The following is a 14245-nucleotide window of genomic DNA, read 5'->3' as shown; positions in this document are numbered from 1 at the left end:
GCCCCGGGCGCGCACGGCGTCCGGGGCTGCGCCACGAGCGGGCCGGGGGCCCGCGCCGCGGCACCGGACTCGAGGAGGACCACCGATGAGCGCCACCCGGGAGGCGCCGGCCGCCCCGCGCGACCGCGTCGACGAACGCGTGGCCCGGGTGGGCTGGTGGCGCCGGCTGCTGGTCAGGCCCGAGCTCGGGTCGCTGATCGGCGCGATCGTCGTCCTGGTGTTCTTCGCGGTGCTCTCCGAGCGGTTCCGCGCCCCCGGCGGCGTCGCGAACTGGCTGGACCCGGCCTCGACGCTGGGCATCATGGCCGTCGCCGTGGCGCTGCTGATGATCGGCGGCCACTTCGACCTCTCCGCGGGCGTCATGACCGGCACGACCGCGCTCACCGTCGGCATCGCCACCAGCGAGTGGGGCTGGAACATCTGGGCGGCGATCGTGCTGTCGCTGGCCGTCGCGCTGCTCATCGGCCTGTTCAACGGCTGGCTGGTCACCCGCACCGGGCTGCCCAGCTTCATCATCACGCTGGGCAGCTTCCTCATGCTGCAGGGCCTCAACCTGGGCCTGACCAAGGCGTTCACCGGCACGGTCATCGTCGGCGGGATCGCCTCGGCCCCCGGTTACGACTCGGCGCAGAAGGTGTTCGCCTCCAGCGTCGAGATCGGCGGCACCGGTTTCCGGATCACGATCCTGTGGTGGGTGCTGGCGACCCTGCTGGGCACGTGGGTGCTGCTGCGCACCCGCTTCGGCAACTGGGTGTTCGCCACCGGCGGCGACGACGTCGCGGCCCGCAACGTCGGCGTCCCCGCCCGGCGGACGACGATCACGCTGTTCATGACCACCGCCGGCGCGGCCTGGTTCGTCGGGACGACGCTCGCGGTGCGGCTGACCTCCGTGCAGGCCAACACCGGCGCCGGGCAGGAGCTCATCTACATCGTCGCGGCGGTGATCGGCGGCTGCCTGCTCACCGGCGGATTCGGGTCGGCGATCGGCGCCTCGCTCGGCGCGCTCGTCTTCGGCATGACCCAGCAGGGCATCGTGTACCTGCGCTGGAACGCCGACTGGTTCTACTTCTTCCTGGGGGCGATGCTGCTGCTCGCGGTCCTGACCAACCGGCTGGTCCGCCGCTACGCCGAGGCGGCCCGGCGATGACCGCGGCCGGGACGAGCGCGGAGGCCGCGCCGCTGCTGGAGCTGCGCGGCATCGGCAAGGACTACGGCTCGGTCATCGCGCTGGACGGCATCTCCACCACCGTGCGCGCCGGTGAGGTCACCTGCGTGCTCGGCGACAACGGCGCCGGCAAGTCGACGCTGATCAAGGTGCTGGCCGGCGTGCACCAGCCCTCCCGCGGGGAGCTGCTGCTCGACGGCCGGCCGGTCACCTTCGCAGCACCGCGCGAGGCGCTGGACGCCGGGATCGCGACGGTCTACCAGGACCTGGCGATGATCCCGCTGATGGCGATCTGGCGGAACTTCTTCCTCGGGTCGGAGCCGACCACCGGGTGGGGCCCGTTCCGCCGGTTCGACAGCGCCACGGCCAAGGACGTCACCCGCCGCGAGCTCGCCGCGATGGGGATCGACATCCGTGACCCCGATCAGCCGGTCGGCACCCTCTCCGGTGGCGAGCGGCAGTCGGTGGCGATCGCCCGCGCAGTGCACTTCGGCGCGCGGGTGCTCATCCTCGACGAGCCGACGTCGGCGCTGGGCGTGAAGCAGGCGGCGGTGGTGCTGCGCTACATCGCGCAGGCCCGCGACCGGGGGCTGGGCGTCGTCTTCATCACGCACAACCCGCACCACGCGCACCCGGTGGGTGACCGGTTCCTGCTGCTCAACCGCGGCCGCAGCCTGGGCGACTTCCGCAAGGACGAGGTCACCCGCGAGGAGCTGACCACGATGATGGCCGGCGGCGACGAGCTGACCGAGCTCGCCGAGGAGCTGGAGCGCCCCGCGGCGGGCTGAGGCGACCGTCGCTCACCGTGATGAGGTGATCGCGGCGTGTTGTCTTTGTGACGGGTGGTACGGCTGCGACAGTCGAGGGGTCCACGATCCCCCGAGCCCACCGTCCCACCCTCTCCCCAGGGAGCACCCATGCCGCGGCAGCCGCTGCGCACGTCCCGGGCTGCCGTCCTCGCCGGCCTGGTGGCCGCCGTCCTCGCCGTCGGGAGCACCGCCCCGGCGCTCGCCGACCCGGTGAACCCCACCGACGGCCAGCTCGCGGACGCCGCCGGCGCCAAGGACCAGGCCGCTGCCGAGGTGGGCCGGCTGCAGGGGCTGGTCGCGGTGGCCCAGTCGGAGCTGGAGAAGGCCGCCGTCCAGGCCGAGGCAGCCGGCGCCGCCTACGACGCCGCCGAGGAGGCCCGCCGCCAGGCGGACGCCGCCGCCGAGCGGGCCGCCGAGGAGCTGCAGGCCGCGCAGGCCGCGGTGGCCGCCGCGCAGGGGCGGATCGCCGACTTCTCGCACGACACCTACAAGAACGGCGGCTCGCTGACCAGCGAGATGGCGCTGCTGGACGTCGCCGGCCCGGGGGAGCTCATCCAGAAGGCGGCGATGCTGCGCTACGTCGCCGACCACCAGCTCGACGTCCTCGGCACGCTGCAGACCGCGCAGGTGCAGCAGGCCCGGGCCGAGACCGCCGCCCGCGACGCCCAGCGGGCCAAGGCGGCCGCCGAGGAGCAGGCCGAGCAGGCCAAGGCCACCGCCGACCAGGAGGTGGCTGCGCACCAGGCGGCGGTGCAGCAGGCGAGCGCGCAGAAGGCGCAGCTGGACCAGCAGCTGCAGGCCGCCGAGGTGCGGCTGCTCGAGCTGCAGGGCGCCCGCAACGCCTACGAGCAGTGGGTGGCGCAGAAGAAGGCCGCGGAGGAGGCCGCCCGCCGGGCGCAGGCGGAGGCCGAGGCCCGCGCGGCCGCCGACGCGGCGGCCGCGGTCAAGGCCGGCGGGTCGGGGTACGTGCGGCCGGCCAGCGGGACCACCAGCAGCTGCTACGGCGCGCGCTGGGGCGTCACCCACCTCGGCGTCGACATCGCCGCCCGGATCGGCACGCCGGTCTACGCCGCCACCAGCGGCGTCGTCCAGCGGGCCGGGGCGGCCACCGGCTTCGGGCTGGCCGTCTACGTCCGTGGCGACGACGGCGCGGTCACCGTCTACGGCCACGTGAACCGCTACTTCGTGCAGGCCGGCGAGCGGGTGAAGGCGGGGGAGCAGATCGCCGAGGTCGGCAACCGCGGCCAGTCGACCGGGCCGCACCTGCACTTCGAGGTGCACCCCGGCGGGGGCATGTACTCCGGCGCCGTCGACCCGGTGCCGTGGCTGCGCGCCCGCGGCATCCCGATCACCGGCTGCTGACCCCCGCGCTAGCGTCGGGCCCGTGACCGCCCCCCTCGACCCGCGCACCGGCTGGGCGCTGCCCGCGCCCGGCCTCCTGCCGCGCACCGCCGAGCTGGAGCCGCTGGTCACCCGGGTGCTCGCGCCCAACCCCTCCGGCATGACCCTCGACGGCACGAACACGTACCTGGTGGGCGCCCCGGGCAGCGGGCAGGTCGTGGTGGTCGACCCGGGGCCCGCCGACCCCGCGCACCTCGCGGCGGTCGAGGCCGCCGCGGCCGACCGCGACGCGCGCGTGGTCGCGCTGCTGGTCACCCACCACCACGGCGACCACGCCGAGGCCGCGGCGCCCTGGTCGGCGCACTTCGCCGCCCCGGTGGCCGCCGCGGAGGCGGACGTCGCCGGGCCCGGCGGCCGGCTGCTGGCGGACGGCGACCGGCTGCGGCTGGCCGGCACCACCCTCGACGTCGTCGCCACCCCCGGGCACACCGCCGACCACCTGGCCTTCCGGCTGGAGTCCGGTGCGGTGCTGGTCGGTGACCACGTGCTCGGCCGCGGCACCTCCGTGGTCACCCACCCCGAGGGGGACGTGGTGGCCTACCTGGCCTCGCTGCGCCGGGTGCACGACCTCGGGCCGGCGGCGCTCTACTGCGGCCACGGCCCGGAGCTGACGCAGGACCCGCTCGCCGTCCTGGACTACTACCTGGCGCACCGGGCGTACCGCGAGCAGCAGTTGCTCGACGCGCTCGCGGGCGGTCCCCGGACGGTCGAGGAGCTGGTGGCCACCGTCTACGCCGCGGTGCCGCGCGAGCTGTGGCCGGCGGCCGGCCAGTCGACCCGGGCCACGCTGGTCAAGCTGACCGCGGAGGGCCGGCTGGAGCCGGCGGACGGCGCGGCGGTGCGGCTGGCGTGAGCGCCTCCTGGGACGTCGTGGTGGTGGGCGCGGGCTCCGCGGGGTGTGCGCTGGCCGCCCGGCTGGTCGACGCCGGCCGCCGGGTGCTCGTGCTCGAGGCCGGCGCCGACCACCCGCAACCGGCCGACTTCCCCGCCGTCCTCACCGACGCCGCCACCCTCGGCGCCGTCACCCCCGGGCACCCGGCCAACTGGACCTACCTGGCCGAGCTCGCCGAGGACGTCACCTACCCGGTGGTCCGCGGCCGGGTGGTCGGCGGCTCCAGCGCGGTCAACGGCGCCTACTTCATCCGCGGCACCCCCGGTGACTTCGACGGCTGGGCGGCCGCGGGCAACCCGCTGTGGTCCTACGAGCAGGTGCTGCCGGCGTTCCGCCGCAGCGAGGCCGACGCCGACTTCGGCGGCCGGCCGGAGCACGGCGCGGACGGCCCGGTGCCGGTGCGGCGGGTGCGCACCGCGCACCCGGTGACCGACGGGTTCGCCGCGGCCTGCGCGGAGCTGGGGTTCCCCGACGAGCCGGACAAGAACGCCGGCGCGGCCCCCGGGCACGGCCCGGTGCCGGTCAACGTCCGCGACGGGGTGCGGGTCAACGCGGCGATGGCCTACCTCTCCCCGCGCCGCGCCGGCCCCGGCCTGACCGTCCGCGGGAACACCCGGGTCACCCGGGTGCTGGTCGAGCGCGGCCGCGCGGTCGGCGTCGCGACCCCGGACGGCGAGGTGCGGGCCGACGAGGTGGTGCTCGCCGCCGGCGCGGTGGGGTCACCGCACCTGCTCATGCTGTCGGGCATCGGCCCGGCCGGGCAGCTGCGTGCCGCCGGCGTCCCGGTGCTCGTCGACGCGCCCGTCGGGGCGGCGTTCAGCGACCACCCCGACCTCTACGTCACCTGGCAGCCGGCCCGGCGGCTGCCCGCGCCGCGCGACCTGCTGCCGCTGGCCACCGCCCTGCACGCCACCGGCGAGGGCTCGCGCACACCCGGCGACCTGGAGCTGATGCCCTGGCTCAAGCCGTTCAGCCGGGTGATCCGGCCTCCGGCCGGCACCGGGCCCGCGGCGCTGGTGCGCACCGCCGGGGCGGCGCTGCGGGCGCTCCGCGGGGCGTCGGTGCACCGGCTGCTCGACCAGGCGCGCCGCCGCGACGACCTGATGATCGGCGTCGCGTTGCAGCAGGAGGAGAGCCGCGGCCGGCTGAGCCTGGTCTCCGCCGACCCGGCGGTGCCGCCGCGGATCGAGCACCGGTACCTCACCGAGGAGGCCGACCGGCGCCGGATGCGGGAGGTGGTGCGGCTGGCCGCCGAGCTGCTGCGGACGCCGTCCCTCGCCCCGCTGGTGGCCGCCCGCACGGGGCTCCCCGACGACGTGCTGACCGACGACCGCGAGCTGGACCGCTGGACCCGCCGGCACCTGGCGACCGCCATCCACCTGGCCGGCAGTGCCCCGATGGGCCCGGACGGCGACCCGGCCGCGGTCGTCGACCAGCACCTGCGGGTGCGCGGCGTCGACGGGCTGCGGGTCGTGGACACCTCGGTGATGCCGCAGGTGACCTCGCGGGGCCCCGCGGCGACCGCGCTGATGCTGGGGGAGCGGGCCGCCGAGCTGATGTCCGGCTCCTGACGACGACAGCCCCGCACCGGGGCCGGTGCGGGGCTGTCGGAGGTCGAGCGGCCGGTCCGGCTACCGGACGGCGCGGATCTGGGTGCTGGTCTGCGACAGCGGCGCCCAGGCGTCCGGGTGCGGCTGACCGGCGTCGACGACCCACGAGGGGGTCCGGTTCGCGGTGGTGGCGCCGCGGGTGGCCGGCCGGCCGCTGAGACCCACGATCAGGGCCAGCAGGACCACGAGGCCGACGAGGACACCGGCGACGACCAGGAGCGTGGAGAGCATGCCCTGGAAAGTAGTGGGGAGGACCGGTCCGTGTCAGCGGTTCGCGCCGGGCAGATGTGGCCGAACATCCGCTCGGGGATGGGCGACTCTGCCAGTTGCCGTCAACATGTCGACCGCACTTGGACGAATCGACCCGTCAGAGTCTGCCAGAGCAGCGCGGGCATTGGGAAGAGTGGGCCAGGTCACTCGCCGCGCAACAGGTCCGCGAGCACCCGGGGGACGACGTCCGGCGGCACGGCGTCCGGGTCCGGGAGTCCCTCGATGGCCAGCCCGTGGGTGAGGCTGACGAGCACGAGGGTGAGCGTGCCGGCGTTCCAGCCGGTGCGGGCCGGGTGCTCGGCTAGGAACCGGTCGACGACCACGGCGATCCTCGCGCGCAGGTCGCGCCGGCTGGCGACGAACGCCTCGCGCACCGCGGGGTCGCGCACGGCCCGCTGCCAGAACTCCAGGAACAGCAGCTGCCAGGTGGGGTCCCGGCGGGACAGCTCGGCACCCACGGCGGCCAGGGCGTCGGGCAGGTCGGTGGTGGCCGCCAGCGACCGCTCGACGGCGGCCACCCGGGTGGTCACCTCGGCCTGCATGAGGGCGAGGAAGAGGTCGTCCTTGCTGCCGAAGTTCGAGTAGACGGCGCCCTTGGTGAACCCGGCGGCCGCGGCGACCTGGTCGATCGTCGCGCCGGCGAAGCCCCGCTCGGCGAACACCTGGCCGGCGGCGCGGATCACCCGCGCCCGCACCTCGTCCTTGGGTGGGCGGGGTGTGCGGGGGGTCTCGTCCGGCGGGGTTGTGCGCGCCATGAGGAAGAGCATACTGGCTGGTATCGAATACCAGCGAGTATCGGAGCGTGGGATGGCGAGCACAGGGCAGCGGTCCGGGACGACCCGGCACGGGCAGCACGAGGCGCCGCGGCGGGAGCTGCTGCCCGGCGTCACCCTCCGGGCGGCGGTGCTCGTCATCGGGGTCCTGCTGCTGCAGCTGGGCTTCGTGCTCAGCTACGTCGGCGCCTTCCACTCCCCGTCGCCGCGGCAGGTGCCGGTGGCCGTCGTCGCCCCGGCGGGTGCGCCGGCGGGCACCGCCGAGCAGGTCGCCGACCGGCTCGACGGGCTGGGCGGCGACCCGCTCGATGCCCGGGTCGCGGCCGGTGAGGACGCCGCCCGCGCGCTGCTGGCCGACCGCGAGGTCGACGGCGTCTACCTGCTGGGCACCGGCACCGAGGACCGGCTGCTGGTCGCCGGTGCCGAGGGCGGCGCGGTCAGCTCCGCGCTCACCGAGGTCGTCACCCGGGTCGACGCCGCGCAGGGCCGCACCGTCACCACCGAGGACGCGCTGCCGGCCGCGGCCAGCGACGCCCGCGGTCTCTCCGCCTTCTACCTCGCCGTCGGCTGGGTGGTCGGCGGCTACCTGGTCGCCTCGATCATCGGCGTCAGCGCCGGCTCGCGACCGGTGACCCGGCTGCGCGGCCTGGTGCGGCTCGGTGCGCTCGCGGTCTACTCGCTCGTCTCCGGCATCGGCGGCGCGGTCATCGTCGGCCCGGTGCTCGACGTGTTCGACGGGCACTTCTGGGCGCTGGCCGGTTTCGGCGCCCTGCTGGTCTTCGCCGTCGGCGCGTTCACCACGGCGCTGCAGGTGTGGACCGGGCTGGTCGGCATCGGCCTGGCGATCCTGCTGTTCGTGGTGCTGGGCAACCCGAGCGCCGGCGGGGCGTACCCCGCGCCGCTGCTGCCGCCGTTCTGGGCGGCGATCGGCCCGTGGCTGCCGCCGGGCGCCGGCACCGACGCGGTCCGCGGCATCGTCTACTTCGGCGGCGCGGGCGTCGGGGCGGCGTCCCTGGTACTCGTCGGGTACGCGGTCGTCGGGGTGGTGGCGACGCTGCTCGGCGCCGGCAGCCGGGGCACCGAGGAGGAGCTCGAGCCGGTCGCCGTCCCGGCGTCCTGACCGCGGAGGACCCCACACTCCCGCTTTCGGCGCCGAAAGCGGGCCGGTTCCTCGCGCGGGAGCGGGAGGGGTCAGCGGTCGAGGGGGAGGCCGGTGTAGTTCTCGGCGAGCTCGCGGGCGGCGGCCTCGGACGAGCAGACCCGGCGCAGCTGGGACAGCTGCAGCTCGGCGTCGAAGTCGTCGCCCGAGCGGTGCAGCATCGAGGTCATCCACCAGGAGAAGTGGGTGCACCGCCAGACCCGCGCCAGCGCCCGGTCGGAGTAGCTGTCGGCCAGGTCGGTCTGCCCCTCCTGCAGCAGCCGGACCAGCGCCTGCGCGAGCAGGGTGACGTCGGCGACGGCGAGGTTGAGCCCCTTCGCGCCCGTGGGCGGCACGATGTGCGCGGCGTCGCCGGCGAGGAACAGCCGGCCGCGGCGCATCGGCGCGCTCACGAACGAGCGCATCGGCAGGATCGACTTCTCGGTGACCGGGCCGGTCTCCAGCTCCCAGCCGTCCAGGGCGAAGCGCTTCGACAGGCCGTCCCAGATCCGGTCGTCGGACCAGTCCTCGATCTTCTCGGTCGGGTCGACCTGCAGGTACAGGCGGGACACCGTCGGCGAGCGCATCGAGGACAGCGCGAAGCCGTCGGGGTGCCAGGCGTAGATCAGCTCGTCCTCGGACGGCGCGACGTCGGCCAGGATGCCCAGCCAGGCGAAGGGGTAGGTGCGCTCCCACGTGCGCCCGGCGGTGCCGGCGGTGACGATCGGCCGCGAGACGCCGTGGAAGCCGTCGGTGCCGGCGATGACGTCGCACTCGAGCACCTGCGGGTTGCCCTCGGCGTCGGTGAACCGGATGCGCGGGCTGTCGCCGTCGACGTCCTCCGGGGACACGTCGGAGACGTCGAACAGCAGCGGCGGGCCGCCGTCCAGCTGCGCCTTGATGAGGTCCTTGGTGACCTCGGTCTGCCCGTAGACCCAGACCTGGCGCCCGCACAGCTCCGGGAAGTCCAGGTGGTGCCGGACGCCGGGGTACTGCAGGTGGATGCCGTCGTGCGGCAGGCCCTCCCGCTGCAGCCGGTCGCCCACACCGGCGTCGATCAGCGTCTGCACGGTGTGCTGCTCGAGGATGCCCGCGCGGATGCGGGCCTCGACGTACTCGCGGGAGCGGCTCTCCAGCACGACCGTGTCGATGCCCTGCAGCTGCAGCAGCCGGGACAGCAGCAGCCCGGCCGGTCCGGCTCCGATGATCCCCACCTGGGTGCGCACGACCAGAGTGTGACCCCGGCTACCGCCGGGACCGGAACCGGCCCTCCCGCTGGCCGGAAACGCTCACCTCCAGTCGGCGGTCCGGGAGAGCTCCCGGCCGATGCCGCGCGCGGCGACCTGCAGCACCGGGGCCAGCCGGGTGGCGTCGCGGCGGTGCGCGGCGACGACGATCCCGAGCGCCGCCACGACCAGCGTCTCCCCGCCACGGTCGGCCACCACCGGGACGGCGACCGACGCGGTGCCCGGGCTCATCTCCTCCGTCGTCCGGGCGAACCCGCGCCGGCGCACCTCGGCCAGCTCCCGGGTGATGACCCGCGGGTCGACGACGGTGTGCCGGGTCTCCCGGCTGAGGTTGCGCAGCGCCTGGTCGACGACCTCGTCGGGGGCGGAGGCCAGCAGCACCTTGCCGACGCCGGTGGCGTGCAGCGGCAGCCGGCTGCCCACGGTGCTGACGATCGGCGTCGACTCCCGGCCGGAGATCCGCTCGACGTACAGCGCGCGCAGCCCCTCGCGGACGGCGAGGTGCACGGTGTCGCGGGTGGTGGTGTGCACGTCGAGCAGGAACGGAGCGGCGACCTGGCGCAGCTCCAGCTGCACGGGCGCCAGCAGGCCGAGGTCCCAGAGCTTGCGGCCCACCTCGTAGCGGCCGTCGGGTCGCCGGGCCAGCGCGCCCCACTCGACCAGCTCGGCCAGCAGCCGGTGCGTGGTCGTGAGCGGGGTGCCCGACCGCTCGGCCACCTCGGACAGCGTCAGGCGCGGGTGGGTGGCGTCGAACGCGTCCAGCACGCCCAGGGCCCGCGAGGTGACCGACCTGCCCGGCACGGTTCCGCCACCGGCCATCCCCACCTCCTCTCATCGCATTCCGTCTTCTGGTGAGCGGAAGCGACCGCTGGGGGAGCGTACTGGCCCGACGTACCGTCCCGGACATGACCGGGACCACATCGCGGCCGCCTCGGCCGGAGTCGGACAGCGCGCTGATCCTGCCGCGCTACCTGCAGGAGGACCCCAGCCGGCGCACCCCGGTGGCGTTCCCCGACTACCGGAGCACCGGGCTGCGCGCCCCGCTGCGCACCCCGGTCGACCTGCCCCAGCGGCTCACCGAGGTCACCTCCCCGGTGCTGGGCGAGGACCGGGTGCGCCCCGGCGACAACGACCTCACCCTGCGGCTGGGCGGCGAGGCCCAGGGCCAGCGGATCATCGTGTTCGGCCGGGTGCTCGACAGCGGCGGTCGCCCGGTGCCCAACGCGCTGGTGGAGGTGTGGCAGGCGAACGCGGCCGGCCGCTACCGGCACGTCGTCGACAACTGGCCCGCGCCGCTGGACCCGCACTTCGACGGGCTCGGCCGGGTGATGACCGACAGCCTGGGCCGGTACGAGTTCACGACCATCAAGCCCGGCGCCTACCCGTGGGGCAACCACCACAACGCGTGGCGGCCGGCGCACATCCACTTCAGCCTCTTCGGCCAGGCCTTCACCCAGCGCCTGGTCACCCAGATGTACTTCCCGGGCGACCCGCTGTTCTGGCAGGACCCGATCTTCAACGCGATCCCGCCGTCGGCCCGCCACCGCGCGATCGCCACGTTCGAGCTCGACCGCACCCAGGACAACTGGGCGCTGGCCTACCAGTGGGACATCGTCCTGCGCGGCCGCGAGCAGACCCCCTTCGAGACCGATGACGACGGAGATGTCGCGTGACGAGCAACGAGGCCGGCTTCCCGGAGGACCTGGTCGCCGGGGGCTGGGTGGACCCGCAGATCCTGGCCGCCGCGGACCAGGAGCAGCGGCTGCCGGGCACGCCGACCCGGGGCAGCGGCTTCCTCACCGAGCCGTTCCGGCTGGGCACCTCGCCCAGCGCCACCGTGGGGCCGTACCTGGCCATCGGGCTGACCTGGGGTGACGGGCCGTACGCCGTCGCCGAGGGCACCGAAGGTGCGGTCTGGCTGCGCGGCCGCGTCTACGACGGCGCCGGCAACCTGGTGCCCGACGCGATGATCGAGACCTGGCAGGCCGACCCGGAGGGTCGCTTCGACCACCCGGACGCCCCCGCCGGTGAGCGCCGGTTCCCCGGCTTCCGCGGCTTCGGCCGGTCGAGCACGGTCACGCCGCCCGGTGAGTACGGGGTGCTGACCCTCAAGCCGGGCCGGGTCGACGACGGCAAGGGCGGCCTGCAGGCCCCGCACGTCGACGTCTCGGTCTTCGCCCGCGGCCTGCTGGACCGGGTGGTCACCCGGATCTACTTCGGCGACGAGGAGGCGGCCAACGCCGAGGACGACGTGCTGGCGAGCCTGCCGGACGACGACTCCCGCCGGACGCTGATCGCCCGGAGGACCGACGACGGCTACTGGCTGGACATCCACCTGCAGGACTGCACCGAGAAGGGCATGCAGGAGACGGTCTTCTTCGCCGTCTGACGCAGACTGCACCCATGACCGGCTTGTTCGACGGCACGTTCGCGCGCGGCGCGGCGGCCGGCGCCGTCTCCGACGACGCCTGGCTCGCCGCGCTGCTGCAGGTGGAGGCCGCCCTGGCCCGGGCGGCCGCCCGCACCGGCCTGGTGCCGCAGACCGCAGCCGACGAGGTGACCCGGGTCTGCACCGAGCCGGGCCGGCTGGACGTCGCTGCGGTCGTCGCCCGCGCGGCGGACGCCGGCAACCCGGTGCCTCCGCTGGTGAAGGCGCTGCAGCAGGCGGTCGGCCCGCACGCGGGCGGAGCCGTGCACGTCGGCGCCACCAGCCAGGACGTCGTCGACACCGCGCTGGTGCTGCTCGCCCGGCGGGCGGTCGCCGCCATCGACGCCGACCTCGCGGCCGCGGCGGACACCGTGGCCCGGCTCGCCGCCGCGCACCGGGACGACGTGCTGATGGGCCGCACCCTCATGCAGCAGGCGCTGCCGGTGACGGTGGGCCTGAAGGCGGCGGCCTGGCTGGCCGGGCTGGACGGTGCCCGCGCCCGGCTGGCCGCGGTGTCCGCGTCGCTGCCGGTCCAGTACGGCGGGGCGGTCGGGACGCTCGCCGCGAGCCGCGGATCGGGCGTCGACCTGCGGGCGGCGCTGGCCGCGGAGCTGGGCCTGGTCACCACGCCGGTGCCCTGGTTCACCGTGCGGCTGCCGATCGCCGACCTCGCCGGCGCGCTCGGCGCCGCGGCCGGCGTGGTCGCCACCATCGCCGTCGACGTCGTCCTGCTGGCCCAGACCGAGGTCCGCGAGGCCGCCGAGGTGTCCGAGACGCGGGGCGGCTCCTCGGCGATGCCGCACAAGGCGAACCCGGTGGCCGCGATCTCCGCGCGGGCCTGCGCGCGCCGCGCGCCGGGCCTGGTCGCGACGCTGCTGGCCGCCATGGAGCAGGAGCACGAGCGGGCCGCGGGCGCCTGGCACAGCGAGTGGCCGACGCTCACCGAACTGCTGCGCAGCGTCGGGTCGGCCGCCTCCTGGCTCGCCGAGAGCCTGGCGTCGCTGCGGCTGGACACCGCCCGGATGGCCGACACCGCCGCGGCGGCGAGCGACCCCCAGCTGGCCCGCGGCCTGGCCGAGGCGCTGGCCCCGTCGCTGGGCGCCGACGCCGCGCACGAGGCCGCGGCGGCCGCCGTCCGCACCGCCGCCGCCGAGGGCCGGCCGCTGGCCGACGTCGTGCTGGCCCGCCCCGACGTCGACGGCGCGGCGCTGGTCGCCGACAGCGTGCCGGACGTGGGCGAGGCCGGCGCCCAGGTGGACGCCGTGCTGGCCGCGCACGTGCTGACCGTGCAGGAACTGACCCCGGGAGAGCCGCAGTGACCGCGATCGAGGTCGACGCCACCGTCGACGGGCCCGAGGACGCGCCGGTCGTCGTCCTGTCCAACTCCCTGGGCGCCACCCGCGCCATGTGGGACCCGCAGGTGCCGGCGCTGGCCGAGCGGTACCGGGTGGTCACCTACGACACCCGCGGGCACGGGACGTCGCCGGCGCCGGCCGGGCCGTACACGCTCGACGACCTCGTCGACGACGTCGTGGCCCTCCTCGACCGCCTCGGCGTCGCACGGGCGCACGTGGCCGGGCTGTCGCTGGGCGGCATGACCGCGCTGCGGCTGGCGGCCCGGGAGCCGCAGCGGGTGCACCGGCTCGCCGTCCTGTGCAGCTCGGCGAAGACCGAGCCGCAGGGGTTCCTCACCCGCGCGGCCGCCGCCCGGGCCGACGGCACCGCCTCGTTCGCGCCCGCCGTGGTCAGCCGCTGGCTGACCCCCGCCCACGCGGCCGCCCACCCCGACCTGGTCGCCCGGCTCGAGGCGATGGTCGCTGGCAGCGACGACGAGGGATACGCCGCCTGCGCCGAGGTCGTCGCCGGCATCGACCTGCGCGCGGACCTCGGCCGGATCACCGCCCCCACGCTGGTGGTGTCCGGCGCCGAGGACCCCGCGCTGCCCCCGGACCACCAGCAGGCGATCGCCGACGGCATCGCCGGCGCCGAGCTGCTCAGCGTCAGCCCCGGCGCCCACCTGGCCAACCTCGAGCAGCCGCTGCAGGTCACCGGCGCGCTGCTCGGCCACCTCGACGCCGCAGGAGACGAACGATGAGCGAGCCGGTCCAGCCCAGCACCGACGACGAGCGCCGCGAGGCGGGCATGCGCGTCCGGCGGGAGGTGCTGGGCGACGCGCACGTCGACCGGGCCGTCGCCGGGGTCACCCCGCTGACCGCCGACTTCCAGGACTTCATCACCCGGGTGGCGTGGGGCGACCTCTGGCAGCGCCCGGAGCTCACCCGCCGGGAGCGCAGCATGCTCACCCTGGCGATCACCGCGTCGCTGCGGCACTGGGACGAGTTCGCCCTGCACGTGCGCGCGGCGGTGAACAACGGGCTGACCGACGACGAGATCGCCGCGGTGTGCCTGCACACCGCCGTCTACGCCGGGGTGCCGGCGGCCAACCACGCGCTCGCGGTGGCGAAGCCGATCCTGGCCGAGGTGCGCGCGCAGGGCTGACGTCCGTCCCCCG

At 75.8% G+C, this 14245-nt stretch carries 15 protein-coding genes; 11 read left to right on the top strand and 4 right to left on the bottom strand.

Annotation, left to right across the window (positions count from 1 at the left end):
* The first annotated feature begins 85 nt into the window (after positions 1-85).
* The 5 genes from AB0J00_RS01095 (at position 86) to AB0J00_RS01075 (ending at position 5838) form a co-directional block, all read left to right on the top strand.
* Positions 86-1147 (top strand): ABC transporter permease, encoded by a 1062-nt coding sequence (locus tag AB0J00_RS01095; RefSeq protein ID WP_357738888.1) that lies wholly within the window; start codon positions 86-88, stop codon positions 1145-1147.
* Entirely contained in the window at positions 1144-1953 is an 810-nt protein-coding gene (locus AB0J00_RS01090; protein WP_357738884.1) for an ATP-binding cassette domain-containing protein, read from the top strand. The genes AB0J00_RS01095 and AB0J00_RS01090 overlap by 4 nt, the downstream gene beginning before the upstream one ends.
* Before the next feature lie 129 nt (positions 1954-2082).
* A complete protein-coding gene (locus AB0J00_RS01085; RefSeq protein WP_357738881.1) occupies positions 2083-3336 on the top strand; it encodes a M23 family metallopeptidase in 1254 nt (417 codons plus the stop codon).
* Positions 3337-3358: 22 nt separating this feature from the next.
* Positions 3359-4228, top strand: coding sequence for an MBL fold metallo-hydrolase (locus AB0J00_RS01080; RefSeq protein WP_357738878.1), 870 nt, complete (start codon positions 3359-3361; stop codon positions 4226-4228).
* Entirely contained in the window at positions 4225-5838 is a 1614-nt protein-coding gene (locus tag AB0J00_RS01075) for a GMC family oxidoreductase N-terminal domain-containing protein (RefSeq protein WP_357738875.1), read from the top strand. The genes AB0J00_RS01080 and AB0J00_RS01075 overlap by 4 nt, the downstream gene beginning before the upstream one ends.
* A 60-nt stretch (positions 5839-5898) precedes the next feature.
* On the opposite strand, the gene AB0J00_RS01070 is transcribed toward AB0J00_RS01075, so the two are convergent.
* Entirely contained in the window at positions 5899-6108 is a 210-nt protein-coding gene (locus tag AB0J00_RS01070) for a hypothetical protein (RefSeq protein WP_357738872.1), read from the bottom strand.
* A gap of 182 nt (positions 6109-6290) precedes the next feature.
* Positions 6291-6902 (bottom strand): TetR/AcrR family transcriptional regulator, encoded by a 612-nt coding sequence (locus AB0J00_RS01065; RefSeq protein ID WP_357738869.1) that lies wholly within the window; start codon positions 6900-6902, stop codon positions 6291-6293.
* Positions 6903-6954: 52 nt separating this feature from the next.
* Here AB0J00_RS01065 and AB0J00_RS01060 point away from each other — a divergent pair, with 52 nt between their 5' ends.
* On the top strand, positions 6955-8040 hold the full coding sequence (locus AB0J00_RS01060) for a DUF3533 domain-containing protein (RefSeq protein ID WP_357738866.1): 1086 nt from the start codon (positions 6955-6957) through the stop codon (positions 8038-8040).
* A 71-nt stretch (positions 8041-8111) separates the two neighbouring features.
* Here AB0J00_RS01060 and AB0J00_RS01055 read toward each other — a convergent pair whose 3' ends face one another.
* Together AB0J00_RS01055 and AB0J00_RS01050 are read right to left on the bottom strand one after the other, a co-directional pair.
* Positions 8112-9284: a 4-hydroxybenzoate 3-monooxygenase gene (locus AB0J00_RS01055; protein ID WP_357738863.1), complete on the bottom strand. Its 1173-nt coding sequence runs from the start codon at positions 9282-9284 to the stop codon at positions 8112-8114.
* A gap of 63 nt (positions 9285-9347) precedes the next feature.
* Positions 9348-10124 (bottom strand): IclR family transcriptional regulator, encoded by a 777-nt coding sequence (locus AB0J00_RS01050; protein WP_357738860.1) that lies wholly within the window; start codon positions 10122-10124, stop codon positions 9348-9350.
* A gap of 86 nt (positions 10125-10210) precedes the next feature.
* On the opposite strand from AB0J00_RS01050, the gene pcaH reads away from it, so the two are divergent.
* From pcaH to pcaC, 5 genes are read left to right on the top strand one after another with little or no spacing between them, the layout of a single operon-like run.
* A complete protein-coding gene (gene pcaH / locus AB0J00_RS01045; protein ID WP_357738857.1) occupies positions 10211-10978 on the top strand; it encodes a protocatechuate 3,4-dioxygenase subunit beta in 768 nt (255 codons plus the stop codon).
* Complete coding sequence (gene pcaG, locus AB0J00_RS01040; protein WP_357738854.1) at positions 10975-11694, top strand: protocatechuate 3,4-dioxygenase subunit alpha; 720 nt, start codon at positions 10975-10977, stop codon at positions 11692-11694. Before pcaH ends, pcaG begins: the two co-directional genes overlap by 4 nt.
* 14 nt (positions 11695-11708) lie before the next feature.
* Positions 11709-13052 (top strand): 3-carboxy-cis,cis-muconate cycloisomerase, encoded by a 1344-nt coding sequence (pcaB, locus tag AB0J00_RS01035; RefSeq protein WP_357738851.1) that lies wholly within the window; start codon positions 11709-11711, stop codon positions 13050-13052.
* Entirely contained in the window at positions 13049-13828 is a 780-nt protein-coding gene (gene pcaD / locus AB0J00_RS01030; protein WP_357738848.1) for a 3-oxoadipate enol-lactonase, read from the top strand. The genes pcaB and pcaD overlap by 4 nt, the downstream gene beginning before the upstream one ends.
* Positions 13825-14232 carry a 4-carboxymuconolactone decarboxylase gene (gene pcaC, locus AB0J00_RS01025; protein WP_357738845.1) on the top strand — a complete coding sequence of 136 codons (408 nt, stop codon included), beginning with the start codon at positions 13825-13827 and terminating at the stop codon, positions 14230-14232. The genes pcaD and pcaC overlap by 4 nt, the downstream gene beginning before the upstream one ends.
* The last annotated feature ends 13 nt before the right edge of the window (positions 14233-14245 follow it).

Origin of the sequence: Modestobacter sp. NPDC049651, assembly GCF_040659695.1 — a bacterium.
Classification (GTDB): domain Bacteria; phylum Actinomycetota; class Actinomycetes; order Mycobacteriales; family Geodermatophilaceae; genus Modestobacter.
Note: the sequence above shows the minus strand (reverse complement) of the source record. Positions and strands in the feature narration are given on the sequence as shown.